Annotated in this window: 21 protein-coding genes; 16 read left to right on the forward strand and 5 right to left on the reverse strand. The window is 70.2% G+C overall.

Annotated features, from left to right (window positions below; translation table 11 throughout):
• Positions 1-26: 26 nt before the first annotated feature.
• Positions 27-2,759 (reverse strand): cellulosome protein, encoded by a 2,733-nt coding sequence (locus AC1PLR_RS05815; RefSeq protein ID WP_481102951.1) that lies wholly within the window; start codon positions 2,757-2,759, stop codon positions 27-29.
• A gap of 243 nt (positions 2,760-3,002) precedes the next feature.
• Between AC1PLR_RS05815 and AC1PLR_RS05820 the strand changes: the two genes are divergently transcribed.
• Entirely contained in the window at positions 3,003-3,623 is a 621-nt protein-coding gene (locus AC1PLR_RS05820; protein ID WP_481102952.1) for a glutathione S-transferase family protein, read from the forward strand.
• A gap of 95 nt (positions 3,624-3,718) precedes the next feature.
• Positions 3,719-4,438, forward strand: a complete 720-nt coding sequence (locus AC1PLR_RS05825) for a hypothetical protein (RefSeq protein WP_481102953.1) — start codon at positions 3,719-3,721, stop codon at positions 4,436-4,438.
• A 66-nt stretch (positions 4,439-4,504) separates the two neighbouring features.
• Here the strand turns inward: AC1PLR_RS05825 and AC1PLR_RS05830 are convergent, their stop codons facing one another.
• Entirely contained in the window at positions 4,505-5,770 is a 1,266-nt protein-coding gene (locus AC1PLR_RS05830) for a cation:proton antiporter (RefSeq protein ID WP_481102954.1), read from the reverse strand.
• Positions 5,771-5,948: 178 nt separating this feature from the next.
• On the opposite strand from AC1PLR_RS05830, the gene AC1PLR_RS05835 reads away from it, so the two are divergent.
• From AC1PLR_RS05835 to AC1PLR_RS05850, 4 genes are all read left to right on the forward strand, one after another.
• Positions 5,949-6,284: a hypothetical protein gene (locus AC1PLR_RS05835; RefSeq protein ID WP_481102955.1), complete on the forward strand. Its 336-nt coding sequence runs from the start codon at positions 5,949-5,951 to the stop codon at positions 6,282-6,284.
• A 2-nt stretch (positions 6,285-6,286) separates the two neighbouring features.
• Entirely contained in the window at positions 6,287-7,072 is a 786-nt protein-coding gene (locus tag AC1PLR_RS05840) for a dipeptidase (RefSeq protein WP_481102956.1), read from the forward strand.
• Between the two features lie 464 nt (positions 7,073-7,536).
• Positions 7,537-9,600, forward strand: a complete 2,064-nt coding sequence (gene fusA / locus AC1PLR_RS05845) for an elongation factor G (RefSeq protein ID WP_481102957.1) — start codon at positions 7,537-7,539, stop codon at positions 9,598-9,600.
• Positions 9,601-9,729: 129 nt separating this feature from the next.
• Positions 9,730-10,212: a hypothetical protein gene (locus tag AC1PLR_RS05850; protein ID WP_481102958.1), complete on the forward strand. Its 483-nt coding sequence runs from the start codon at positions 9,730-9,732 to the stop codon at positions 10,210-10,212.
• 250 nt (positions 10,213-10,462) lie between these two features.
• Here the strand turns inward: AC1PLR_RS05850 and AC1PLR_RS05855 are convergent, their stop codons facing one another.
• Positions 10,463-12,019 (reverse strand): alpha-N-arabinofuranosidase, encoded by a 1,557-nt coding sequence (locus AC1PLR_RS05855; protein WP_481103537.1) that lies wholly within the window; start codon positions 12,017-12,019, stop codon positions 10,463-10,465.
• Between the two features lie 406 nt (positions 12,020-12,425).
• Here AC1PLR_RS05855 and AC1PLR_RS05860 point away from each other — a divergent pair, with 406 nt between their 5' ends.
• Positions 12,426-13,490 (forward strand): aldose epimerase family protein, encoded by a 1,065-nt coding sequence (locus AC1PLR_RS05860; protein ID WP_481102959.1) that lies wholly within the window; start codon positions 12,426-12,428, stop codon positions 13,488-13,490.
• A 90-nt stretch (positions 13,491-13,580) separates the two neighbouring features.
• Here the strand turns inward: AC1PLR_RS05860 and AC1PLR_RS05865 are convergent, their stop codons facing one another.
• Entirely contained in the window at positions 13,581-14,375 is a 795-nt protein-coding gene (locus tag AC1PLR_RS05865; protein ID WP_481102960.1) for a cytochrome C assembly family protein, read from the reverse strand.
• A gap of 105 nt (positions 14,376-14,480) precedes the next feature.
• Here AC1PLR_RS05865 and ffh point away from each other — a divergent pair, with 105 nt between their 5' ends.
• From ffh to AC1PLR_RS05910, 9 genes are all read left to right on the forward strand, one after another.
• A complete protein-coding gene (ffh, locus tag AC1PLR_RS05870; RefSeq protein ID WP_152238411.1) occupies positions 14,481-15,860 on the forward strand; it encodes a signal recognition particle protein in 1,380 nt (459 codons plus the stop codon).
• Positions 15,861-15,882: 22 nt separating this feature from the next.
• The gene (locus tag AC1PLR_RS05875) at positions 15,883-17,157 is read left to right on the forward strand and encodes a hypothetical protein (RefSeq protein ID WP_481102961.1); all 1,275 of its coding nucleotides are present in this window, start codon (positions 15,883-15,885) and stop codon (positions 17,155-17,157) included.
• Between the two features lie 79 nt (positions 17,158-17,236).
• The gene (locus tag AC1PLR_RS05880) at positions 17,237-18,301 is read left to right on the forward strand and encodes an NAD(P)H-dependent flavin oxidoreductase (RefSeq protein WP_481103538.1); all 1,065 of its coding nucleotides are present in this window, start codon (positions 17,237-17,239) and stop codon (positions 18,299-18,301) included.
• Positions 18,298-19,098: an aminotransferase class IV family protein gene (locus AC1PLR_RS05885; RefSeq protein WP_481102962.1), complete on the forward strand. Its 801-nt coding sequence runs from the start codon at positions 18,298-18,300 to the stop codon at positions 19,096-19,098. Before AC1PLR_RS05880 ends, AC1PLR_RS05885 begins: the two co-directional genes overlap by 4 nt.
• 173 nt (positions 19,099-19,271) lie before the next feature.
• The gene (gene rpsP, locus AC1PLR_RS05890) at positions 19,272-19,532 is read left to right on the forward strand and encodes a 30S ribosomal protein S16 (protein WP_010342240.1); all 261 of its coding nucleotides are present in this window, start codon (positions 19,272-19,274) and stop codon (positions 19,530-19,532) included.
• Positions 19,533-19,575: 43 nt separating this feature from the next.
• Complete coding sequence (gene rimM / locus AC1PLR_RS05895) at positions 19,576-20,088, forward strand: ribosome maturation factor RimM (protein WP_481102963.1); 513 nt, start codon at positions 19,576-19,578, stop codon at positions 20,086-20,088.
• Between the two features lie 73 nt (positions 20,089-20,161).
• The gene (gene trmD / locus AC1PLR_RS05900; protein WP_481102964.1) at positions 20,162-20,944 is read left to right on the forward strand and encodes a tRNA (guanosine(37)-N1)-methyltransferase TrmD; all 783 of its coding nucleotides are present in this window, start codon (positions 20,162-20,164) and stop codon (positions 20,942-20,944) included.
• Positions 20,945-21,075: 131 nt separating this feature from the next.
• A complete protein-coding gene (gene rplS, locus AC1PLR_RS05905; RefSeq protein WP_010342237.1) occupies positions 21,076-21,492 on the forward strand; it encodes a 50S ribosomal protein L19 in 417 nt (138 codons plus the stop codon).
• 437 nt (positions 21,493-21,929) lie between these two features.
• Complete coding sequence (locus AC1PLR_RS05910) at positions 21,930-22,853, forward strand: IS110 family transposase (RefSeq protein WP_481102227.1); 924 nt, start codon at positions 21,930-21,932, stop codon at positions 22,851-22,853.
• Between the two features lie 44 nt (positions 22,854-22,897).
• Here AC1PLR_RS05910 and AC1PLR_RS05915 read toward each other — a convergent pair whose 3' ends face one another.
• Positions 22,898-24,358, reverse strand: a complete 1,461-nt coding sequence (locus AC1PLR_RS05915; protein ID WP_481102965.1) for an MATE family efflux transporter — start codon at positions 24,356-24,358, stop codon at positions 22,898-22,900.
• Positions 24,359-24,827 lie beyond the last annotated feature (469 nt).

Genomic DNA, 24,827 nt, shown 5'->3' on the forward strand with positions numbered 1-24,827 from the left:
GCCTGCGTTGCCGGCGTCGGCACCCGCTAGCGGGGCGCCAACGCCGCGGTGTCGTCCTGCAGCGGGGTGACCGCGATCCAGTCGATGTCCGGTGCGTACCGCGAGCGCAGCAGGATGTCGGGCGCGCGCTGCGAGATGTAGTGGATGCCGTCGGCGTCCGGCACCTCTTCGCCGGAGATCTGGATGCGATTGCGCCCGGCGTGCAGTTCGACTGGTACGCTCAGTTCCCACCAGTTGTTGCGGTGGAAGCTGTGCGGGAAGCTCGCCAGTATCGGCGGCGCCCCGTTGACGCGGATGCGCCCGATGCGCGCCAGCGGATCGGGGTTGTAATGGCTCGCCTTCGACTGCTCGTCGTTGGCGTAGCGCAGGGTGAGCATGTACGAACCGGTGCATGCGACCGCGACCGAGTCGAAGGCGAGCGTATTGCCGTTGCCGGGCTCGCCGCCGATGCCGGTGACCGCCTCGCCGCCGCTGGCGAGCGTGGCCTTGGTGCGCTGCGTGCTGCCGGCGAGCGTCGCCTGTTCGGCTTCGTAGCGCGGGCCGAGCACGGCACCGGGGCCTACACGCAGGCGATCCAGCAGCGGGCGCTCGGCGCTGCCGCCGACCACGATCTTGTTGATCCCGCCCATCAGGAACACGCGCTGCGCAGGTGCCTGCAGCGGATGGCCGTTGACGGCGAGCGACAGCGCGCCGGGCGTGGCCAGATCCAGCGACAGCGGCGTCAATCCCGCCTGCGGCGCGTACACCCAGAAGGTGGCGGTGGCGCCGGCCGGCAGCGCCACCGCGCCGGCGCCGGAGACGTCGTCGCGGTCGTAGCGCGCCTGCGCGCCGCCGTCCAGTCTGGCGAGTTCGGCTTCGTAGACCTGCGTGTCGCTGGTGGGGTCGGGCAAGGACAGGCCGATGCGATCGATCAGCGCATTGCCGTGCGTATGCCGGCGCCGGTCCGCGCTCGCGCTGGCGATGCTAAGCACATGGCGGCCCGCGCGCAGGGCGATGCGCAGATCGGCGTGGTCCCACACCACCGGCTTGTAGCCGAGCGGCAGCATCACCTCGCGTTCGCTGGCCGCGTCCCCGTCGATGCGCACGAAGACATTGGTCGGGCCGAGCGCTGCGACCAGCGGATCCTGATTGAAGCTGTTGGCGAGGATGCGCAGATCGTACACGCCGTCCTGCGGCACCTCGATGGGGAAGTCCAGGCGCACGTCGCGCGCGCTGGCGAATCCGCCGACGGCATAGCGGCCGGAGGTGAAGAAGCGATCGAGCGCCTGCGGCGAGCCTTCCGGGCCGCGACGTTCGTAGCCGCTGCCGTGGTGCGCGGCGTCCTCGGCTTCGTACTGCCGCTGCCAGCGCAGTGGCGGCGTGCCCGCGGGGCCGCCGTGCGTGCCGGGCATGACCACCACGCTGTAGGCCGATTCGGCCGCCAGCGCCGGCAACGCGCCGTGGCCGAACTGCAGATCGATGCCGTCCGCGACGACCGGCACCTGCACGTCCGCGAGCAGGCGCGGCGCAGCGGCGTCGCCGAGCTGTCCGGTCCAGGGGATTTCGTGCACCACCACGCGGGCCTGCGCGCCGAAGCTGGCATGGGAAACGTGGGTCAAGGACAGCGTGGCGGGCCCGCTGCCGCCGCCGAACAGGACCCGCGCCTGCGTCTGCTGCGGGTCGAACGCGGCCACGGCCTGCAGGCTGTCGTCCTGCCCGGGATGCGGTGGCATGACCGCCACGGTGCGCATGCCGCGCATCGCGGCATAGGCGTTCAGCAGCCACCACTGGCCGTTGCCGCGATTGGCCTGGACGGCCGAGTCGCTCAGGTTGCCGTCGATGTTCCAGTACGCCAGATCGGCATCGACCTTCGCCGCTTCGATCGCCGCCGCCCACTGCACGATCTGCCCCGGCACCGAGGTGTGGTAGTTGAACGCGTATTCGTCGATGTTGATCGGCAGGTGCCGGCCGGCCAGCGCGGTGCCGGCGAACAGTTCCTGCTCCCAACCGCGGAAGCGGGCCACACTGCGCGTCAGCGACGCGGGATTGGTCAGTTCGTGCCAGGTGACCACGTCCGGCAGGGTGCCCGCGCGCAGCGCATGGTGCAGGAAACCCTTGTCCTGGTCGTACAGGATGCTGGTGTTGGGGCCGGCGATGCGCGCGTCTGGCAGGATGGCGCGGATGCGTCGCCATGCACGGTCCCATGCGTCGAAATAGGCGCTCGGGTCGCTGCGCCAATCCACGCCATTGCAACTGTCCGGACCTGCCTGTCCCGGCGCGGCGGCCTTGGCGAACATGTTGCCTTCGGGCTCGTTGAACGGCACGAACACCACGTGCCGGCGGTACTGCGCGGGCAGCGCCTTGACCTGTTCGACCTGGCGCGCGATCTCGTCCAGATAATGCGCCACCGACTGCGCGCAGTCGCCCTGCGTCCAGCGATAGGGGAAACCGCGGTGGATATCGGTCATGTAGATGTAGGTATCGCCACCGGAGCCGCTAGCGATGGAACGGATCACCTCCAGCGCATCGGCGCCGGGATGCTGCAGCCCGTCCTGCGCCTTGGTCGCCACGCTGCGCAGGCCGATGCCCTCGACCAGGTTCGGGGACGGCAGGCGCGCGTCGTAGAGGCCGTAGAGAATGCCGGACGCGCCGCCGTGGAACGGGCCGGTGTCCTGCCCCAGGTCGACGGTGAGGCGATCGGCGGCGATCGCGGTGCCGGCGCAGGTGGCCAGGCAGCAGGCCAGCAGCCGCGAGGCGGGAGAACGGTCGAATGCGCGCATGGGCGGGAGGTCGGTAGGGATCGATGCGTCCGGCTGGGCACAGGAACAGCGTCTGCCAGGCCTTGGCGGCAGGATAGGGCAGCCGTCCAGCGCCGACCAATCACGTAAATCGACCGCGCGATACGCAAACTGGAATGGTGCGCCGCGCACGCGCCGACCGCGATGGCGCGGCGGCGCATGCCGCGTTGGGCGCTGGCGCAGTGTGCCGGCGTAGAATCCGGCAACCGCAAGCGGAGTGCCGACATGCTGACCATCTGGGGCCGCCACAACTCGAGCAACGTCCGCAAGGTGCTGTGGTGCGCCGAGGAGATCGGCCTGGCCTACACCTCCATCGAGGTCGGCGGCGCGTTCGGCGGCAACGACGCACCGGCCTATCGCGCGCTCAATCCCAACGGCCTGGTGCCGGCGATCGAGGACGATGGCCTGGCGCTGTGGGAATCCAACGCCATCGTGCGCTACCTGGCCGCGCGCTACGCGCCTGGCACGCTGTACCCGCAGGATCCGGTGCTGCGCGCGCACGGCGACAAATGGATGGACTGGACCACCTCGCGCTTCGCCGGTGCCTTCCGCGATCTGTTCTGGGGCGTGCTGCGCACCGCGCCCGAACAGCGCGATGCGGCCAGGATCGCTGCCGCGCTGGACCAATCGGCCGCGTTGTTGCGCACCGCCGACGCCGCGCTGGCGCAGCAGCCGTGGCTGTCGGGCGAGCACTTCGCGATGGGCGACATTCCGCTGGGCAGCTTCGCCTATGCCTGGTTCGAGATGCCGATCGAACGCCCGGCGCTGCCGCACCTGCACGCCTGGTACCAGCGTCTGCGGCAGCGCCCGGCCTACCGCAAGGGCGTGATGACGGCGCTGACCTGAGTGGCAACCGTCACGGCCGGCGCGTCGTCGCGGCGGCGGCACGCCTGTGACGCACGCGCCTCTGCGATTCCCCCGACGGCAAGGAGCCGCGAACCATGATCGAACCCCCCAAGATCGTGCTCTGCATTCCCGGCCCGTGGCCGGATCGCGCCGACCTGCTCGCGCGCATCGTCCAGGACAGCGGCGGCTACCTGTTCGCCGGTCAGGTGCTGATGCACATGGACAGCGGCCAGGCGTGCGAACTGCAATACGAACCGCACGACGCACGCATGATCGACGCGTTCGCCGCCGCCGGACCACACTGGCGCGGCTCCGCGGACATGGCGCGTATCGGCACGCACGCATCGGTCGTCTACCTGATCGGTGCTGGCGGCTCACGGGTGCGCGCGGAGGCGATGATGCGCGCGGCCGCGGCAGTGCTGGATGCCGGCGGCCTGGGAGTGAAGGTCGAAAGCAGCGGCGTCGCCCATAGCCCGGCCGCTTGGCGGCAGCTGTGCATGACTCTGTCGCAAGGCAGTGCCCATCGCGCCTATGTACTGAACATCACCGGCGAGCATGTGCATTCCTGCGGCATGCACCAGTTCGGCATGAAGGACGCGATCGTCGCGGCGCAGGCGGCGCCCGACCCGGTCGGCCTGCTGCACGCCTTCACCTGCTACCTGTTCAACGAAGCGCCGGATATGCGCGCCGGCCACACCTTCTCGGTGGCGGCGGACGCGCCGCGCTACCGGCTCCAGGCCGAGGCGAGCAGCCAGTTCCAGCCCGGCGACCTGTTCGCCAATCCCTATGGACTGTGGCGGCTGACGCCGCTGTGACCGCGCGTTTCTTCCCGCATGCGTGTACGCCGATCGACGCTGCCGTCGTCGAACGCCTGCGTGGCGTCAGGGGCGTCCGCCCGCCACCGCCGGCAGTGCATCGCCGCCCGCGCGGCGCATCACCCAGTTGAACAGCGGCGTGGCCATCAGCGTGGAGGTGATGGCCATCAGCACCAGGATCGAGAACAGCCCCTGTTCGATCACCCCGGCCTGCAGGCCGATGTTGATGATGATCAGCTCCATCAGCCCACGCGCGTTCATCAGCGCGCCGATCGCCATCGCATTGCGGTTGTTCTCGCCGCTGATCCGTGCCGCGGCCCAGCAGGCGATGCCCTTGCCCAGGAACGAGGCCAGCAGGACCGCGCCGGCGGCCAGCAGGATCTGCGGGTCCAGCAGCACGCTCAACTCGGTCTTGAGGCCGGAGAAGGTGAAGAACATCGGCAGCAGGAACACCACCACGAACGGTTGCAACTGCTCGCGCAGCTTCTCGGTCAGCGCGCCCTTGGGCAGGCAGGCGCCGAGCAGGAAGCCGCCGAACACCGCGTGGATGCCGATCGCGTCCATCGCCCAGGCGCTGAGGCAGAACAGCATCAGCACCACCGCCAGTACGCCGGCGCTCAACGGCTGGTCGGGGCGCGCGTGGTCGGCCAGGCGGCGTAGCCAGTGGCGGCCGACCAGCAGCATGAACAGCGCGTAGCCCACGCCGCCGCCGATCGCCAGATAGGCGCTGCCCCAACTGCCGCCGAAGCTGGCCAGCACCACCGCCAGGATGCACCAGGCCGCGGCGTCGTCGACCGCACCGGCTGTCAACGCCAGGGTGCCCAGCGGGCTGTTGGTGAGACCGCGCTCGTGGATGATCCGCGCCAGCATCGGGAACGCGGTGATGGCGATGGCCGCGCCCAGGAACAGCGAGGCCTCCAGCAGCTTGGCCTTGGCCGAGAACAGCCCCGGCACGTGCAGCAGCCACGGCGCCAGCACGAACGCCAACACGAACGGCACGGCGATGCCGGCCAGCGACACGCCCATCGCGCTGCGGTAGCGCGTGCGGAAGTGGTCGCCACGGAAATCGGTGCCGACCAGGAACATGTACAGGCCGACGCCGAACTGCGCGGCCACGTACAGCATGTCCAGGGTCGGCTTGGGAAACAGCGCCTGCTGCAGGTCCGGCAGCAGCGCACCGAACAGCGATGGGCCCAGCGCGACGCCGGCGATCATCTCGCCGACCACCTGCGGCTGGCCCAGGCGCCTGGCCAGCAGGCCGACCAGCCGGCACACCAGCAGGATCACCGCCGCCTGCAGGAAGAAATACACCGACATCTGCGGGGTGGTCATGGGCGGCCGTCCTGGAAGTGTCGGCGGATGATAGGAGGCCGGCGCTGCGAAATCCATGCGCGCGCCGCGTCACGTGGTGGGGCGGGGCGCGTTTGCGGTATGGTGCCTCGCGCGCCGCGCGGCGCATGCCTGTTGGGCGCGCAGGCCGACACCGCAGGACGCATCGGAGGATGAAGCGATGAGCACGGGATGGACGCGGCGACAATGCCTGGGCGCCGTTGCTGCAGGCGCGGTAGCCGGTTCGCTGCCTGGGACCGCCATCGCAGGCGCTGCCAGTGCGAGCGATGCCGAGGCGCTGTATCGGCGTGCGCTGGTGCTCGACGCCAACGCCCTGGCCTCGATCGGGCAGGTGTTCGACGGCCCGGATGTGCCGCAACTGCTGCAGCAACTGCACGACTCCGGCGTGTCGGCGCTCAAGACCACGCTGGGCGGTGCGGCCGGCGACTTCGAGACCGCCGTGCAGGACATCGCCGCCGCGCAGGCGCTGGTCGACCGCTATCCGCAGCACTTCTGAAGGTGCTGCAGCCGGCCGACTTGCGCCTCGCCAAGCGCGACGGCCGCGTGGCGTTGATTTTTTCCTTCGAGTCGGCGGCGATGCTGGAGGACAAGCCGGCGCGCATCGACCTGTTCCGCCAGCTCGGGGTGCGGGTCATGCAACTGACCTACAACCGCACCACGCCCTTCGGCGTGGGCTGCCTGGATGGGGACACCGGCGGCGTCACCATGCTCGGCCGCGACGCCATCGCGCGCATGAACCGGCTCGGCGTGGCACTGGATCTCAGCCATTGCAACCTGCAGACCACCCGCGACGGCATTGCGCTGTCGCAGCGCCCGCCGGTCATCACCCATGCCGGCTGCGCCGCGGTGTTCGTGCATCCGCGCAACAAGCAGGACGCCGAACTGCGCGCGCTGGCCGACAAGGGCGGGGTGATGGGCGTGTACATGCTGCCGTTCCTGACCGAGGACAGCCGCCAGCCGCAGCTGGCCGACTACATGCGCCATCTGCAGCACGCCCTGGACGTGTGTGGCGAGGACCATGTCGGCATCGGTACCGATTCGCTGTTCTTCCCGATCACCGAGCAGGACCGGCGCGCCTTCGAGGAAGACCTGGTGCAGCGCCGTCGCGACGGCATCGGCGCTCCGGGCGAGAACCGTTTGCCCTACCTGCCCGACGCCAATACCCCGCGCAAGCTCGAACGCGTCGCCGATGCGCTGCTGCGCCAGGGCTATAGCGCCCGCGTCGCCGAGAAGGTGCTGGGGCTGAACTTCGAGCGGGTGTTCGGCGAGATCTGGGCCACCTGACACCGCGGAACGATGCAAGGGCGTGCCTGCGGTCGTGTCACGCGACGCCATGCCGTCGTTCCACGCAGCGCCCCCGACCGTTCCAGTGGCGCTGCGGCGCGCGCATTGACCTCGATCGCGCGCAGGTTCAGACTTTCCATCCTCATTCGCACCAGAACGTCCTGCCGCCATGGCCCACGCACCGCTGCTGATATTGCCCAACGCCCTGCGCGTCAGCGCAGGCCGGGTGCGCCTGCCTGAAGGAGTGGTCGACGCCGTGCGCTAACGCCGGCTATCGCCGATCCGCCGCAGACAAGCACCCGACGGGTGCTTTTTTATTGCCTGTTTTTCGCTGTTCCACCGTTCCGACACGCCAAGGAGAACGTGCCATGCACTACGCCGCCGAACCCGAAACCTAGCCGCATGCCCGCCTCGCCAACCGGGGCATGCGGCGTCCCCAGTGTTGGCAATGCGGAACCTATCTCATGAACACGCACACCCTTTCCCGCTGGCGCAATCTCGGCATCATCGCCCACATCGACGCCGGCAAGACCACTCTCACCGAACGCCTGTTGTGGGCCACCGGCGCGATCCATCGCATCGGCGAAGTCCACGATGGCGCCGCCACCACCGACTTCTCCGACATCGAGCGCGCCCGCGGCATCACCATCGGCGCGGCCGCGGTACAGGCGCAGTGGGCGCCAGCCGGGCAGCCGGCGCATCGCCTGACCCTGATCGACACCCCCGGGCACATCGATTTCGCGATCGAGGTGGAACGTTCGCTGCGCGTGCTCGACGGCGCGGTCGCGGTGTTTTCCGCGGTCGACGGCGTGCAGCCGCAGTCGGAGACCGTGTGGCGGCAGGCGCGTCGCCACGGCGTGCCGATGCTCGCCTTCGTCAACAAGATGGACCGCGCCGGCGCCTCGTTCGACGGCGTGCTGGCGCAGTTGCGCGGCAAGCTCGACGCGACGGTGTGGCCGGTCGGCGTGCCGTTGCCCGGCGACTCCGGTTTCGACGGCTGGAGCGATCTGGTCGGCGGCCGTCTGCTGACCTGGGACGACGCGGGGCAACTGCACACGCGCGCCTGGAGCACCGAGGAGGAGGCCACATTCGCGGAGGCACGCGAGCAGTTGATCGCCGCGGTGGCCGAGCACGACGAGGCGCTGGCGCAGGCCTATCTCGAGGAACGCGCGATCGACGCCCAACTGCTGCGCGCTGCCTTGCGCCGGGCCACCCTGGCCGGCGCCGGCGTGCCGGTGCTGGCCGGCTCGGCGTTCAAGGGCAAGGGCATCGAACCGTTGCTGGACGCGATCGTCGACTGGTTGCCGTCGCCGCTGGACCGCCCGCCGGTCGTCGCCCGCGCCGATGCGGACACCGATGCCGGTGCCGAAGACGGGCACGCGACCTTGCTGGCGCCGGATCCGTCCGGTCCGCTGGCGGCGCTGGTGTTCAAGTTCGCGCATACCGCGCAAGGGCCGCTGGCGTTCGTGCGCGTGTATTCGGGCACCTTGCGCGTCGGCGACACGGTGTGGACCTCGCATACGCGACGTCCGCGCCGGGTCGGGCGGCTGGCGGTGGTGCAGGCGCAGCGCACCCACGACGTGGAGCAGGCCCAGGCCGGCGAGATCGTTGCCGTGCTCGGCTGGAAGGACGCGGTCAGCGGTGAGACGCTCAGTGGCGTGCAGGCGCGGTGGGTGCTGGAACGCATCTGCACACAGCCGCCGGTGCTGGCGTGGCGCCTCGGCGCGGCCAACGCGACCGAGCTGGTGCGGCTGGGTCAGGGCCTGGCGCGGTTGGCGCAGGAGGATCCGTCCTTCCGCGTCGACAGCGATCCGCAGACCGGTGAAGCGGTGATCTGGGGCATGGGCGAACTGCACCTGGAGGTGATGGTCGAGCGATTGCGCAGCGAGTGGCACGTGGACGTGCGCACCGGCGCACCTCGCGTGGCCTACCAGGAAACGCCGCGCACGGCTGCGCTGGGCGTGGCGGCGCGGTTGTCCAAGCAGAACGGCGGCCAGGGCCAGTTCGCGCAGGTGGTGCTGGATGTGCTGCCGCGTGCGGACGGTGCAATCACCTTCGTCGACCGCAGCCGTGGCGGGGTGGTGCCGAAGGCCTTCGTTGCCGCCACCGAGAAGGGGGCGCGTGCGGCGCTGGCGCAAGGCCCGCTCGGTCATCCGGTGGTCGGCGTGGAGGTGGTGCTGGTCGATGGCCAGGCGCACGCGGTGGATTCGTCGGACCTGGCGTTCCAGCGCGCGGCATCGGACGCGGTGAAGGCGGCGCTGGCGCAGGTCGGCACGCAGTTGCTGGAGCCGGTGATGGCGGTGGCGATCGACACGCCGGCGGGCAGCGTCGGTGACGTGCTCGGCGATCTGCAGCGGCGCGAGGGACGCGTCGTGGCGATCGAAGAGCGCGGCTCCCGTGCCGAGGTGGTCGCGCAGGCGCCGCTGGCGCAACTGCAGGCCTATACCACCGCGTTGCGTTCGCTGACCCAGGGGCGCGCCTCGGCGAGCATGACCTTCGATGGCTATGCGCCGGTCAAGGCTGCGTGAGCCGGATCGCCTGCTGGCGATGCGGCAGGAGGACGAGGAGCCGGTTCGCCGGCTCCTCTTTTTTTGTCCGCGCTTGCGTTGGCGCCGCGATCCGGGCTTCATAGCCGGCCCCGATCGCCGGAGCCACCCATGCATCGCCGTCTTGTCCTCCTGACCCTGCTTGCCCTGTCGCCGGCGCTCGCCGCGGCGCAGCCGCCGGCATGCGCGACGCCGCTGCAGATAGCCGAGCGCCTGTACAAGGCGCGCGATTTCTACTGGCAGCCGCAGAACCTGGACGGCTTGCTGACGCCATCCTTTGCGCATGCGCTGCAGGCCGACCAGCGCTGCGCGGCGCGCGAGGGCGTGTGCCGGCTGGACTTCGACCCGTGGACCAGCGCGCAGGACGGCGACATTCAGGGCGCGCCGACCTTCACCCTGGTCTCGGGTGGTTCGCAGGCCACCGTGGTGGAGGTGCGCATGGACTACCGCTTGGCGCTCGGCGGTCGTGCCGCGCGGGCGCAGTCGGTCAAGATCGAGCTGCAGCGCCGCGGCAACGGGTGCTGGGCGGTCAGCGACCTGATCGCGCCGGACGGGCAGTCGCTGTTCGCGCTGCTGACCGATCCGGAGGACTAGGCGCGCGGAGCGTCACGCCGGCCGGGAATCCAAATTCCTCTGGTAGGAGACACTGGGGCGCCGTGTGGATGGCTGCATGCGCCCCTCACTGTGCGGGAGGTGAGGGAAGCGGTGGCGGGAAGGTCTCCCTAGCGCGCTGGCGAGCGGCGGCATGAAGTTGGGGGAGGAGTGGATGTCCCGCGCGCACCTACCCTCAACCCAACCCCTCTCCCGGAGGGAGAGGGGCTAGGAGCGCGACAGCGGCCTGGGGCTACTGCAGCTTCAGCATCACGATTGCCTTGGCCGGCAGCGCCACCTGCAGCGTGTCGCCTTGCAGGCGGGCGCCTGCGAACGCGGCCGGGCGCACCGCCTGCGGCTGGGCGAAAGTGTTGAGCGCGTCGATGGTCGGGGCGGTCAGGATCTGCCCGTCGATGCTGCGTGCCTGCACGCCGTCGACCTGCACCGCGATGTCGGCGCTGCGGTTGGGGTCCAGATTGGTCAGCGCCACGTACACGTGCCCGTCCTTGGCCCGCACCGCCGAGCCGTGCACCGCCGGCACCGTGTAGCCGGCATGCCGGTAGTCCGGTGTCGTGATCTGCAGCGGCAGCGCGGTCGCGTCCTGGTAGGGCTTGTACAGCATGAACACGTGGTAGGTCGGCGTGAGCAGCATCCTGTCGCCGTCGGTGAGGATCATCGCCTGCAGCACGTTGACCATTTGCGCGATGTTGGCCATGCGCACGCGATCGGCATGCTGGACGAAGATGTCCAGGTTGAGCGAGGCCACCAGTGCGTCGCGCAAGGTGTTCTGCTGGCGCAGGAAACCCGGGTTCACGTCGGGCAGGCCCTTGTACCAGGTGCCCCATTCGTCGACCACCAGCGCGACCTTCTTGTCCGGGTCGTACTTGTCCATGATCGCGCTGTGCTTGGTGATCAGCTCGTCCATCAGGAGTGTGCGCGACAGCGTCTCGATCCAGGCCGCCTCGTCGAAGGTGGTGGAGGAGGCGCGCGGCGGCCAGCCGCCAGGGATGGTGTAGTAGTGCAGGCTGAGGCCATCCATGAACTTGGTGGCCTCGCGCATCATCACCTCGGTCCAGTGATAGTCGGCATCGCTGGGGCCGGGTGCGATCTTCATGATCTTCTGGTCGGCCGGCGCCTTGACGAAGGTCTGGTAGCGGCGGAACACGTCGGCGGCGTATTCGGCGCGCATGTTGCCGCCGCAGCCCCACAGCTCGTTGCCGACGCCGAAGAACGGCACCTTCCACGGCGCCTGGCGGCCGTTGCGGCGGCGCTGCTCGGCCAGGGTCGAGCGCGTGGGCGCGGTCATGTACTCCACCCACTGCGCCATCTCGTCCGGCGCCGCGTCGCCGACGTTGCCGGCCACGTAGGCTTGCGTGCCGAGCAGTTCGGTGAAGTCCATGAACTCGTGGGTGCCGAAGCTGTTGGGTTCCTCCACGCCGCCCCAGTGGGTGTTGACGCTGGTCGGGCGCTGGCTGCGCGGACCGATACCGTCGCGCCAGTGGTATTCGTCGGCGAAGCAGCCGCCGGGCCAGCGGATGTCGGGGACATCCAGCGCCTTCAGCGCGGCGACCACGTCGTTGCGGTAGCCGCGGGTGTTGGGGATCTTCGAGTCCGGGCCGACCCAGACGCCACCGTAGATACCGGTGCCCAGGTGCTCGGCGAACTGCCCGAACAGGTGGCGCGACACCGCGGCGCCGGGGCGGTCGGCACGCAGGGTGCCACGCACCTCGACATCGGCGGCCTGGGCCAGCGTGGCGGCCAGGGCCAGGCCGAGCGTCGCGGCGATCAGCGGCAGCCGCCGCCACTGCACCGCACGCTGCTTCAGGAAACGGGGCGAACGCATCGGGAACTCCTTGTCGGGTAGGGCGGCGCTGTCGCCAGCGTCGCGTGGAAGCGACGGCCGGCAGGCGGCCACGACGTGGCGCCAGACCGATGCCGCATTCGGGTGGCGCAACCCCGGCACGCGTCGCTCCGCGCCTGTCCCCGGTTGCCCCTGTCCCGAGCATAAAAGAGACGCGCAGAGCGGACCAATGTCCGAATGCGCTGCCGCCATATCCGAATTGCAATACGCGGCACCGCCCCTCGCGCAGCCCGGTCCGCGAGTGTGTGCGCTATCGCACAGCGCATGGCCGATGCTCGCGCAGCGATGGCCGCGCCGCGTCCTCGCTGGTTATGCTGCGGGCCCCGCGCATGCGCATCACCGAACAGGCTCCTGCATGTCCTCGCTCTTCGGTCATCTTCCCGACGGTACCGCCATCCACTGCGTGGTCCTGGACAGTGGCGACGGCCTGCGTGCCGAACTGCTGAGCTACGGTGGCCTGCTGCGCAGCCTGCGCCTGCACGGCGCGCATGGCGAGACCGAGCTGGTGCTGGGGCTGCCGACGCTGCAGGACTACCTGCACGACCCGGCCTACCTGGGCGTGCTGGTCGGCCGCTTCGGCAACCGCATCGCCGGCTCGGCCTTCACCATCGATGGCCGGCACTACGCGGTCACCGCCAACGAGGGCGCCAACCACCTGCACGGCGGCGCGCTGGGTTTCGGCCGGCGGGTGTGGACGGTGCTGGCGCAGACCGAGCGCACGCTGCAGTTGCGCTACGACTCGCCGGCGGGCGAGGAGGGTTACCCGGGGAACGTCGCGGTAGAGGCGACCTACCGCGTCGATGGCCGCTGCCTGAGCGTCGAGTTCGTCGCGCAGACCGACGCGCCGACCCCGCTCAATCTCACCCATCATCCCTATTTCAACCTGGCCGGCGACGCCGCGGTGCCCGCCGCGGCGCAGTGGCTGCGGGTGCCGGCCGACCGTTACCTGCCGGTCGGCGATGCGGCGCTGCTGCCGCGCGGCGAGGTCGCCACGGTGGCCGGCACGCCGTTCGATTTCCGCCAGGCGCGGGCCATCGCCGACAAGGACATCGCCGCCGATCCACAGCTGTCGCTCAGCGCCGGCTACGACCACTGCCTGGTGCTGGCCGACGGCCACGATTGCACCGCGCTGCTGTATTCGCCACACAGCGGCGTGGCCATGCGCATCGCCAGCCCGATGCCGGCGGTGCAGTTGTACGAGGGCCAGGGCCTGGACCGGCAGCATCCGGCGCTGGGCCGCGGCATCTGCCTGGAGCCGCAGGGCTATCCGGACGCGCCGAACCAGCCGGGCTTTCCCGATTGCATCCTGCGTCCCGGCCAGGTCTATCGGCACCGCATCGCGTACCAATTCGCCGACGTTGGCCGCGACGCGGAGTGGGCGGCGGTGGAGGCGGCGCTGGCGGAGCAGGGCGGCGGTTGATGCGTGGGACGTCGTCGTAGGAGCGGCTTCAGCCGCGACCGGGCCTTCACCCGTCGCGGCTGAAGCCGCTCCTACGGGAAGATGGGGACGCTACTGCGCGTGCCCCAGCACCAGCTCGATCACGAACTTGCTGCCGAAGAACGACAGCAGCAGGAGCACCATCGCCGCCAGGGTCCAGTGCACCGCCTTGACCCCGCGCCAGCCGTAGCGCCAGCGGCCGAACAGCAGCGCGCCGAACACGATCCACGACAGCACGCTGAGCACGGTCTTTTGCACCAGCCGCTGCGCCAGGAAATCCTGCACGAACAGCACGCCGGTCAGCAGGGTCAGGGTCAGCAGGATGAAGCCGACCACGATGGTGCGGAACAGCAGCGTCTCCAGCGCGGTCAGCGGCGGCAGCGCGCGCAGCCAGGGATGGAAGTCGCGGCGTCGCAGCGCGCGTTCCTGCAGCCACAGCATCACCGCCAGCAGGGCGGCGATGCCCAGGGTGGCGTAGGCCAGCAGCGCCAGCCAGGCGTGCAGTTGCAGCCGCCAGTCCAGCACCGGCGCCGGCTCGTGGCCGTAGCCGTGGTAGGCCAGCAGCAGCGCCGCCGACAGCGGGAACACCACCACGCCCAGCGCGGCCATGCGCCCGCTGGCGCCGACCAGGGCGGTCATCAGCGCCATGCCCAGGCTGACCAGCGACAGCGCGGCGAAGAAGTGCATGTCCGGGCCGCCGGCGGTGTGCAGGGCGACCAGCACGTGATAGCCCGCGTGCAGCGCCACCGCCGGCAGCGCCGGCAGCAGCCAGGCCCGGCTGCGGTCCACCCGGTCGCGCACCACCGCGGCGATCAGCAGGCCGGTCGCGGTCAGGTACAGCAGGGCGGCAAGGACGGTGATGAGCATCGCGCCAGTTTCGCATATCGGGCCCGCTGCCGTGACGGCGGCACCGGGGATCGCCGACGCGCCCGGCTATAATCGACGGCCGTTTCCCGTCCGCGACCCGCCCGCATGTTCGAATCCCTCACCCAACGCCTCTCCGGCACCATGCAGCGCCTGCGCGGCCGCGGTCGCCTGACCGAGGAGAACATCCGCGAAGCCACCCGCGAAGTGCGCATCGCGCTGCTCGAGGCCGACGTCGCCCTGCCGGTGGTGCAGGCGCTGATCGAGCGCATCAAGGTGCGCGCGGTCGGCCAGGAAGTGCTCAAGAGCCTGACCCCGGGCCAGGCGCTGATCAAGGTCGTGCGCGACGAGCTGACCGCGGTGATGGGCTCGGCCGCCAGCGACCTGAACCTCAACGTGCCGGCGCCGGCGATCGTGCTGATGGCCGGCCTGCAGGGCGCGGGCAAGACCACCACGGTCGGCAAGCTGGCCAAGCACCTGAAGGAAAAGCGCAAGAAGAAGGTGATGGTGGTGTCGGCCGACGTGTACCGCCCGGCCGCGATCGAGCAGCTCAAGACCCTGGCCGAGCAGGTCGGGGTGCTGTTCTTCCCGTCCGAGGCCTCGCAGAAGCCGGTGGACATCGTCCGCGCCGCCATCGCCGACGCGCGCAAGTCCTTCGTTGACGTGCTGCTGGTCGATACCGCCGGCCGCCTGGCCATCGACGCGGCGATGATGGAGGAGATCAAGGCGCTGCACGCGGCGATCACCCCGGTCGAGACCCTGTTCGTGGTCGACGCGATGACCGGCCAGGACGCGGCCAACACCGCCAAGGCGTTCAGCGAGGCGCTGCCGCTGACCGGCGTGGTGCTGACCAAGACCGACGGCGACGCCCGCGGCGGCGCGGCGCTGAGCGTGCGCTACATCACCGGCAAGCCGATCAAGTTCATCGGCGTCGGCGAGAAGCCCGACGGCCTGGACGTGTTCCATCCCGACCGCCTGGCCAGCCGCATCCTCGACATGGGCGACGTGCTGTCGCTGGTCGAGCAGGTCGAGCACCAGGTCGACAAGGACAAGGCGCAGAAGCTGGCCGAGAAGGTCGCCAAGGGCAAGAAGTTCGACCTCAACGACATGCGCGACCAGCTCGAGCAGATGCAGAACATGGGCGGGCTGTCCGGCTTGATGGACAAGCTGCCGGGCATGGGCCAGATCCCCGAGCACCTCAAGCAGCAGGTCGCCGGCAACAAGGACGTGCCGCGGATGATCGCCATCATCGGCTCGATGACCAAGAAGGAGCGGCGCAACCCGGGCCTGCTCAACGGCTCGCGCCGCGCGCGCATCGCCCGCGGTTCCGGCACCCAGCCGGCCGACGTCAACAAGCTGATGAAGCAATATCAGCAGATGGAAAAGATGATGAGCAAGATGGCCGGCGGCGGCATGAAGGGCCTGATGCGCGGCATGAAGGGCATGCTCGGCGGCATGGGCGGCCGCGGTGGATTGCCGTTCCGCTGAGCCTGCAGCCACGGCACGCGCGGTGAGCGTGTCCGCCGGCACGCGCGTGCTGCGTCTGGCCCTCGCGCTCGCCCTGGCGCTGCACGCGACCTCCGGCTGGGCGGTGCTGCCGGCGGCGCTGGTGTACTGGGTGCTGGTGGTGCTGGTCGCCGCCGCAATCGATCACGCGATGGCGCGCCGCACGGTCGGCAGTGCCGCGGCGGCGTCCATGGACTCCGTCAGTGGCGAGGCCGGCGCCGCGCCCGCACCGGCGCGGTTGCCGCCGCCAGCGCAGCCGGTCATCCCACCTGCGGCGCTGCGCGCGCGGCCGTCCGGTCTGCGCCAATGGCGCCGCCATCTCGAGGACATCGTTCCGTTCCCGAAGGAGCACTTCCCGCGCCAGGGCATCTGCACCACCTCCGAACTGGTGCTGTACGCCGGCGATGCGCTGGTGCTCGCCTTCCATCCTGCTGCCGACGGCCCCGCACAATGGCGCTGCGACGTGCTTGCGCCGGGCGCGACCCAGCCGCAATGGCTGGATGTGGCGGCGGACGTCGAGTGCGTAGTGCCGATCGCGCAGACCGGCGTGTACTCGATCGGCATCGGCCAGGCCGAACTGCAGGTACCCGGTACGGTGGCGCTGTGGCGACGCGTGCCGGAACCGGAACGGCTGGCGTGGCCGGTGCAGCCGCTGCGCGGCGCCCCCTTGGTCTATGCGCAGCGCTCCGACGGAACCCTCGCCATCGATGACGCGCCGGCTCTGAATGCATGGCCGCTGGCGCAGTTGCCGCTCCGTTGCGTGGCACGCGCGCCGGCGGGAGCCGCGTTGCTCTTCGCCAGCGTCGATCGGAGCTGGGATGTGCCTGGAGCATCCGACGCCTCGGTGGCGGATCCAGCGGATGGCGCGATCGTGCATCGCCACTTCCTGCAGCTGACCCAGGGTGACGTCCTGGTGCTCGAGGCGGTGTGGACATCCGCCCTCTTCGGCCAGCCACTGCCGGTGTCTGGCGGCACCCGTCCGACCGACGGCGAACTGCGGCTGTTCGCGCTGTTGCACGGGCCGCAGCTGGCGGCCTTGCATTCGTCCGCGACTGCGCCGACATGCGTGGAGGTGGTCTGTCCGGTCGACGGGCTGTATTGCCTGGAGTTGTGGTTGTCCGGCCCGGCGTCGTGGCGCGATCGTGCTGTGGAGACGTTGGTCGATCTGCGGCTGTGGGGCGCCTTCGTGCAACGCCCGGCGTGGCTGCGCGCTTTTTCCCTGCAACAGGTGTGGGTCGGCGATCGGGGCCGGCAATGTCTGCCGGTGCCGCTGCCGTGAGCGTCGCCGCGTCGGTGGTACGGCGGCCCGGAGGCAGCGCGGCTAACATGGCGATTCCTGGAATCGCGGAGCACGCATGATGGAGCGCCTGGCGCGCGTGGAGGCCTTCCGGCAGCGCTTCGGCCTGCGCCTGCCGATCCTGCTCAGCCCGATGGCCGGCGCCTGCCCGGTGCCGCTGTCGGCCGCGGTCGCCGCGGCCGGCGGCATGGGCGCGATGGGCGCGGTGCTGTCCGCGCCGCAGGACATCGTGACGTGGATGGATGCGCTGCGCGCCGCTGGCGGCGGGCCGGCGCAGGTCAACCTGTGGGTGCCGGATCCGCCTCCCGTGCGCGATGCCGCCGCCGAGGCCGAGGTGCGTGCCTTTCTCGCTGCCTGGGGCCCGCCGGTCGAGGCCGCCGCCGGCGATGCGGCGCCGGCCGATTTCGATGCCCAGTTCGAGGCCTTGCTCGCGGCGCGGCCGGCGGTAGCCTCCACGATCATGGGCCTGTTCCGTCCGGACCAGGTGCAGCGCCTGCAGCAGGCCGGGATCGCCTGGTTCGCCTGCGTCACCACCCTGGACGAGGCGCTGGCCGCGCAGGCCGCCGGCGCCGATGCGGTGGTCGCGCAGGGGGCTGAGGCTGGTGGGCACCGCGGCGCCTTCGAGGCTGGCAGCGCCGAGCGGCAACTGACCGGGCTGTTCGCGCTGCTGCCGCGGTTGGCCGACCATCTGCAGATCCCGGTGGTCGCCGCCGGCGGCATCGGCGACGGCCGCGGCATCGCCGCCGCGCTGACCCTGGGCGCGAGCGCAGTGCAGATCGGCACCGCCCTGCTGCGCAGCCCGGAGGCGGCGCTGGCGCCGGCCTGGGCGGCCGCGTTGGCCCAGGCCGAACCCGAACAGACCACGCTGACCCGCGCCTTTTCCGGCCGCCTGGGCCGCGCGCTGGTCACCGACTACGTGCGTGCCGCCGCCGCGCCGGACGCGCCGCCGCCGCGGCCGTATCCGGTGCAGCGCGGGCTGACCGCACCGATGCGCCAGGCCGCGCAGCGAGCCGACCGCCTGGCGGCGATGCAGGCCTGGGCCGGGCAGTCGGCATGGATGGCCCAGGCCGAGCCGGCTGGCACATTGGTCGCGCGCTGGTGGGCGCAGGCGCAGGCACTGCTGTGACATCGCAAGTCTTCCACGACGGGCAGCCTGCCGGCGCCGAGCTGCTGGCCGCGGCCGCGCTGGTGAACTACGGGCATTTCAGCACCATGCAGGTGCGCAATGGTGCCGTGCGCGGGTTCGACCTGCATCTGCAGCGGTTGCAGCAGGCCAACGCGGCGCTGTTCGGGAGTGCGTTGCCGCATGAGCGCGTGCGCGCCGAGCTACATGTGGCGCTGGCCGCCTTCGGCATTGGCGACGCCTCGCTGCGCGTCACCGTGTTCTCGCCCGCATTCACGCTGCGCCGTGCCGGTGCCGACTGCGCCGTGGAACTGCTGGTGTCGCTGGCGCCACCGGCACAGGCCGAGGCGGCGCCGCTGCGGCTGCGCAGTGGCGTATTTGCCCGGGAGACGCCCCACATCAAGCACGTCGGCACCTTCAGTGCTTTTTACCAACGCCGCTTGGCGCAGCAGGCCGGCAGCGACGACGCGCTGTTCGTCGACGCGCAGGGGCAGGTGGCCGAAGGCCCGACCTGGAACCTGGGATTGTGGGACGGGGCCTGCCTGCATTGGCCACAGGCCCCGGCGCTGCATGGCACCCAGCAGCGGCTGCTGCAGGAGGGCCTGACCGCGCTGGGCGTGGCGCAGCAGGTGCGGTCGCTGTCGCTCCAGGAAATTGGGCCCGACGTGGCCGCCTTCACCTGCAACGCCCGCGGCCAGCAGGCGGTGGTGGCGGTGGACGGGCGCGCGCTGCGCCCGGCCGCAGATCTACTGGCACTGCTGGAGCAAGCACTGCGCACCCAGCCCTGGCAGGCGATCTAGGCGGCTCAAGAGGCATCTCGCCGCCATCGGCACCGCTTCTGGCGAATCCCCAATCCCGGATCCCCAATCCCTTGCCGCGGCAGCGGCACCCGACTTGGCAGAGCCGGGGCCGGCCGCTATAATCGCCGGCTCACCGCGCCATCCTGGCGACTGGGCAACACCGGAAACTCACCATGGTCAAGATCCGCCTCACCCGTGGCGGCGCCAAGAAGCGCCCCTTCTACCACATCATCGTCACCGACGTGCGCAGCGCGCGCGACGGCCGCAACATCGAACGCGTCGGTTACTACAACCCGGTCGCCCAGGGCGCCGAGCCGCGCGTGGTGCTGGACCTGGCCCGCGTCGACCATTGGGTGTCCAATGGCGCTCAGCTGACCGACAAGGTGCGCAACCTGTACAAGGAAGCCACCAAGAACCAGGCCGCCGCGGCCTGATTCCGCGGGCCGCGCCCAGCGCGCGGCCCTTGCGTTTGCGCCAATGAAAGACAGCCAGCGCCGCATCCTGCTCGGTCGGGTCCTCGGCGCGTTCGGCATCCGTGGCGAGGCCAAGCTCGAGTCCTGGACCGAGCCGCGCCTCGCCATGTTTCGTTATCAGCCCTGGATCGCGCGCAAGCCCGACGGCAGCGAGAGCAGCCTCACCGGCGTGCGCGGCCGCGAGTCCGGCAAGTACCTGATCGCCACGCTGCCCGAGGTCACCGACCGCGACGCCGTGGAAGCCCTGCGCGGCACCGAGATCTACGTGGCGCGCAGCAGCCTGCCGCCGCCGCGCCCGGACGAATACTACTGGGTGGACCTGGAAGGCCTGGACGTGCGCACCGTCGACGGCGTGGCGCTGGGGCAGGTATCGCACCTGTTCTCCACCGGCGCCAACGACGTGCTGGTGGTGCGCGGCGACCGCGAGCGGCTGGTGCCGTTCGTGCAGCCGGACTACATCAAGTCGGTGGATTTCGAGGCCAACCTGGTCGTGGTCGACTGGGACCCCGAGTTCTGAGCGAAGCGGCCATGCGGCCGCTTTGGCTTTTGCCTTTCCCATTCCCCATTCCCGGCTCCCCATTCCCAGCTTCATGCGCATCGACGTCATCAGCCTGTTCCCCGAGTTCGTCGCCCAGTGCGCCGGGTTCGGCGTGGTCGGGCGTGCGCAGGAGCGGGCGCTGCTGGACCTGCACGGCTGGAACCCGCGCGACTACGCCGCCGGCGGCTACCGCAAGGTCGACGACCGCCCGTTCGGCGGCGGCCCGGGCATGGTGATGATGATCGAGCCGCTGCAGGCCTGCCTGCAGGCGGTGCGCGACGCCGATCCGCAGCCGGCGCCGCTGATCTACCTGAGTCCGCAGGGGCGGCCGCTGACCCAGGCCAAGGCCCGCGAACTGGCTGCGTTGCCGCGGCTGCTGCTGCTGTGCGGGCGCTACGAGGGCGTGGACGAGCGCTTCGTCGCCGCCGCGGTGGACGAGGAGATCTCGATCGGCGACTACGTGCTGTCCGGCGGCGAACTGGCCGCGGCGGTGCTGGTGGATGCGGTGACCCGGCTGCAGGAGGGCGCGCTGAACGACGCCGAATCCGCCGCCCAGGACAGTTTCGAAGGCCCGGACGGCCTGCTCGACTGCCCGCACTACACCCACCCGCGCGAACACGCGCTGGGCGAGGTGCCGGCGGTGCTGCGTTCCGGCAACCACGCCGCGATCGCCCGCTGGCGGCGCATGCAGGCGCTGGGGCGGACCTGGCTGCGGCGCCCGGAGCTGCTGGACGAGGCCGCGCTGAGCGCGGCCGACCGGCGCTTGCTGCAGGAATTCCGCCAGGAGCGGGAGGCGGCGCAGGCCGCCGAACAGGAAAATCCATCCAGGCCCTAGCCATTGCCGCCGGGCTGGGTTAAAATGCCCGGCTTTCCGGCCAGTGCGTTCCGTGCTTGGCCCATCCGATATCGCGCAATCGCCGTGCGGCGACTGCCGGACCACCTCACCAGACACAAGCGGTGCCCACCATGAGCAAGCTCAACAAGACCATCCTGGCCGACTTCGAAGCCGCCCAGATCCAGCGCAAGCTGCCGGAGTTCAACCAGGGCGACACCGTCGTCGTCAACGTCAAGGTGAAGGAAGGCAACCGCGAGCGCGTGCAGGCCTACGAAGGCGTGGTGATCGGCACCAAGAACGCCGGCCTGAACTCCTCGTTCACCGTGCGCAAGATCTCGCACGGCTACGGCGTCGAGCGCGTGTTCCAGACCCACAGCGCCACCATCGACTCGGTCGAAGTGAAGCGCCGCGGCAAGGTCCGCGCCGGCAAGCTGTACTACCTGCGTGGCCTGGAAGGCAAGGCCGCCCGCATCAAGGAAGATCTGGCCGCCGCTGCGCAGGCCAAGGTCGCGCGTCAGGCCGCCGCCGCCGCCGCCAAGGCCGAGTAATCCCCGGCGACCAATCGGTCGCTGCCGCAACGGCCGCCTTCGGGCGGCCGTTTGCGTTTGTGGCGTCGGCCATGGTGCCGGCCCGGTGTGTCAGCCAAGGCCGCGCGCGGAGTGTTCTGTAGGAGCGGCTTCAGCCGCGACAAGCTCGACCGGATCAAGGCCGATCCAGGCGCGTAGCGGCCATGGCTTTGCGGGGGGATGCCGTCGCGGCTGAAGCCGCTTGTGTCAAAAGAGGGTCTATCGTTGCAGGTGAGAGCGGAGTGCGGCAGGCCGTGTAGCCCGCAGTGCCAGCAAGCACGAGTAGGAGTCAGCGCCGCCGCACTCCGTGTCTCCTGCCTCACAAGCCCGAACAGTTGCTCGAGTCGCGAGCTCGAACTCCACAAGCATGGGCATCGGCAGGAGTGCTCTCACCCCTGAGTCTACTGCGGAGAACGTCTATGCGTCGCTTTGTCGGGATCGATGTTGCCAAGGCCGAACTGGTCATTCATGTCTTGCCGGACGAGCAGACCTGGACCCAACCCAATACGCCACAGGGGCAGCGTGCGCTGGCCCAACGCCTGGCCGAGCTGGGCTGCGAGCGGATCGTGCTGGAAGCCAGTGGCGGCTACGAACATGCCGTGCTGCAGGTGCTCCGAGAGGCGGACCTGCCGGCAGTGCGGATGGCCGCCGATCGTCCGCGCAAGCTAGCACAGGCCTTGGGCCTGCATGCCAAGACCGATGCCCTGGACGCGCGCCTGCTGGCCATCGCCGCCCAGCACATCCCGACCATGCCCACGCCCGTGGTACCTGAGCACCAGCAGTCTCTTCGCGAACTGCTGGACCTGCGTGCCACCCTGGTGAGCCAGCGTGATACCCATCGGCGGCGCCTGGAGCACATCACCAGCGCCAAGGTGCAACACCGTTGCCGAGAGGTGATCGCCCTGCTGAACCAGCAGATCCAGACGTTGACGCAGGAGATCGAGCAGCAGGGCAAGACCTGCTCGAGCCTCCCCCCGGTGCCTGGGCTCGGCACGATCCTGCGCGCGGTTCTGGCCGCGCGGTTGCCAGAGCTGGGTACGCTGCCGCCACGCAAGCTCGCTGCCCTGGTCGGGCTGGCCCCGTTCAATCACGACAGCGGCTGCTGGAAAGGCCAACGCCGCATCAAAGGCGGACGTGCCGACGTGCGGCGCGTGCTGTACATGGCCACCTGGGCCAGCATCCGCGCCAAATCCCCCTTGGCCAACACTTACGCGCGCCTGCGCGCAGGCGGCAAACCGGCCAAGGTCGCCATCGTCGCCTGCATGCACAAGTTCCTGCGCTGGCTCAATGCCATCGCGCGCGATCAGGCCCCGTACGCTCCTCCTGCCATCGCGGCTGCATGACAGTTGACTCCTACGCGAGGATGGTGCGATACGCGGACGGGCGCTCAGCGCGCCGGATCCTGCGCCACCGCCACGTCGGCAACCGGCGCCGGCGGTTGCACCGGCACTTCCGCCGGATGCGCCACCGTCTCCGGTGGCGCGGGTGCCAGCATCCGCGCGGTGCGCCAGTTGCCCCAGCGGTAGTACGCCAGCGACACCAGCATCGCGCAGGTGGCGCTGGTCGGGAAGCTCCACCAGACCGCATCGGCGCCCAGCTGCGGCTGCAGCAACTGCGCGAACGGCACGCGGATGCCCCACAGCGACAGCGCCAGGATCAGTAGCGGCGGGATCACCGCGCCGGTCGCGCGGACCACGCCGGAGATCACGAAGGTGACCCCGAAGAACAGGAACGACCACACCGCGATGTGGTTGAGATGGCGCGCGATCTCCAGCGCAGCGCTGTGCGCTGGCAGGAACAGCGCCAGGGTCCAGCGGTCGAACAGGATCAGCGGCGCGATCAGTGCACCGGTCAACAGGAAGTTGAACAGCACGCCCTTGCGCGCAGTCGCCGCGACCCGGTCCCAGCGCTGCGCGCCGACGTTCTGCGCGGCCATCGACGAGCAGGCAGCACCGATCGCCATCGCCGGCATCTGCAGATAGGCCCACAGTTGCAGCGCCGCGCCGTAGGCCGCGGACGTGTCGGTGCCGTAGCCGTTGACCAGGGCGATCATCACGATCATCGCCAGCGAGATCAGCACCATCTGCAGGCCCATCGGCACGCCCTTGACGATCAGCGCGCGCAGGATCGGCAGGTCGAGCCGGAACAGCCGCGCATCGCGGCGGCCCAGCCACAGCACGTGGCGCTTGTGGCGCAGGTACAGCAGCAACCCGGTCAGCGACACCGCCTGCGCGATCAGCGTGGCCCAGGCCGCACCGGCGATGCCCAGCTTGGGGAACGGTCCCAGCCCGAACAGCAGCAGCGGATTGAAGCCGATGTCCAACGCCACCGACAGCAGCAGGAAGCGGAACGGCGTGCGCGAATCGCCGGTGCCGCGCAGCGCCGCCGACAGGAACGCGAAGGTGTACAGCAACGGCATCGCCAGGAAGATCACCCGCAGGTAGGCCTCGGCCAGCGGCAGCGACGCCGCTGGCGTGCCCATCGCCGCCAGCAGGTGCCGCGCCAGCCACCAGCCGCCGGCGGCGATCAGTACCGAGATGCCGATGAAGAAGGTGGCGCTGGTGCCCATCACCCGTCGCGCCTGGGCCACGTCGCCGCGGCCCATCGCCTGGCCGATCAGGATGGTGGCGGCCATGCCGATGCCGAACACCGAACCGATCAGGAAGAACATGATGCTGTTGGCATTGGCCGCGGCGGTGAGCGCCGCTTCACCGAGATAGCGGCCGATCCACACGGCATTGACCGAGCCGTTGAGCGACTGCGCGATGTTGCCGGCCAGGATCGGCAGGGAGAACAGCAGCAACTGGCGGCCGATCGGGCCTTCGGTGAGCGCGGCAGGCTTGGTCATCGCGGGTCGGGATCGAGCGTGAGCCGGCCACACTAGCACCGACGGATGTCGGCAGGGCGATGGCGTACCGGGATCTGCAGCGTTCGTGCAGCAGACGGGCTGTGGGGCGAGCCTGCGCCGCCCCCACGGCGGGTGGCGTGGGCCGTCACGCGTGGCGGCCGGCCCAGCCCGAGTCGCGGTAGTGCGCTTGCGCCGAGGATGGGCGCGCGTTCGGCATGGGTCGCGTCATTCGCTTGGTGTGGAGGTGGATCAAAGCCAGCGCCAGCCTGGGACCGTAAACCTTGGTGAGCCACACCCACGGTGCGCCTGCCTCGAGTTCGCTCGCTACCTGCCAACGCGTTCATCCTGAAGGGGCGTGTCCTTGCGGGCGCGGTGCTTGTATTGGCGCGATCGCATCGCCATCTGTGCGGAAAGACGTGCGCGCCGCCCATGCACTCTGCCTGTCCGATCCGGCGTCGTCCTTTGGCTG

It is taken from the genome of Xanthomonas sp. NCPPB 3570, from assembly GCF_056725115.1.

What these genes read in the sequence shown, in the direction of transcription:
- AC1PLR_RS05815 (WP_481102951.1), bottom strand. Translation starts at nt 2,759, where the DNA reads ATGCGCGCATTCGACCGTTCTCCCGCCTCGCGGCTGCTGGCCTGCTGC.
- AC1PLR_RS05820 (WP_481102952.1), top strand. Translation starts at nt 3,003, where the DNA reads ATGCTGACCATCTGGGGCCGCCACAACTCGAGCAACGTCCGCAAGGTG.
- AC1PLR_RS05825 (WP_481102953.1), top strand. Translation starts at nt 3,719, where the DNA reads ATGATCGAACCCCCCAAGATCGTGCTCTGCATTCCCGGCCCGTGGCCG.
- AC1PLR_RS05830 (WP_481102954.1), bottom strand. Translation starts at nt 5,770, where the DNA reads ATGACCACCCCGCAGATGTCGGTGTATTTCTTCCTGCAGGCGGCGGTG.
- AC1PLR_RS05835 (WP_481102955.1), top strand. Translation starts at nt 5,949, where the DNA reads ATGAGCACGGGATGGACGCGGCGACAATGCCTGGGCGCCGTTGCTGCA.
- fusA (WP_481102957.1), top strand. Translation starts at nt 7,537, where the DNA reads ATGAACACGCACACCCTTTCCCGCTGGCGCAATCTCGGCATCATCGCC.
- AC1PLR_RS05850 (WP_481102958.1), top strand. Translation starts at nt 9,730, where the DNA reads ATGCATCGCCGTCTTGTCCTCCTGACCCTGCTTGCCCTGTCGCCGGCG.
- AC1PLR_RS05860 (WP_481102959.1), top strand. Translation starts at nt 12,426, where the DNA reads ATGTCCTCGCTCTTCGGTCATCTTCCCGACGGTACCGCCATCCACTGC.
- AC1PLR_RS05865 (WP_481102960.1), bottom strand. Translation starts at nt 14,375, where the DNA reads ATGCTCATCACCGTCCTTGCCGCCCTGCTGTACCTGACCGCGACCGGC.
- ffh (WP_152238411.1), top strand. Translation starts at nt 14,481, where the DNA reads ATGTTCGAATCCCTCACCCAACGCCTCTCCGGCACCATGCAGCGCCTG.
- AC1PLR_RS05880 (WP_481103538.1), top strand. Translation starts at nt 17,237, where the DNA reads ATGGAGCGCCTGGCGCGCGTGGAGGCCTTCCGGCAGCGCTTCGGCCTG.
- rpsP (WP_010342240.1), top strand. Translation starts at nt 19,272, where the DNA reads ATGGTCAAGATCCGCCTCACCCGTGGCGGCGCCAAGAAGCGCCCCTTC.
- rimM (WP_481102963.1), top strand. Translation starts at nt 19,576, where the DNA reads ATGAAAGACAGCCAGCGCCGCATCCTGCTCGGTCGGGTCCTCGGCGCG.
- trmD (WP_481102964.1), top strand. Translation starts at nt 20,162, where the DNA reads ATGCGCATCGACGTCATCAGCCTGTTCCCCGAGTTCGTCGCCCAGTGC.
- rplS (WP_010342237.1), top strand. Translation starts at nt 21,076, where the DNA reads ATGAGCAAGCTCAACAAGACCATCCTGGCCGACTTCGAAGCCGCCCAG.
- AC1PLR_RS05910 (WP_481102227.1), top strand. Translation starts at nt 21,930, where the DNA reads ATGCGTCGCTTTGTCGGGATCGATGTTGCCAAGGCCGAACTGGTCATT.
- AC1PLR_RS05915 (WP_481102965.1), bottom strand. Translation starts at nt 24,358, where the DNA reads ATGACCAAGCCTGCCGCGCTCACCGAAGGCCCGATCGGCCGCCAGTTG.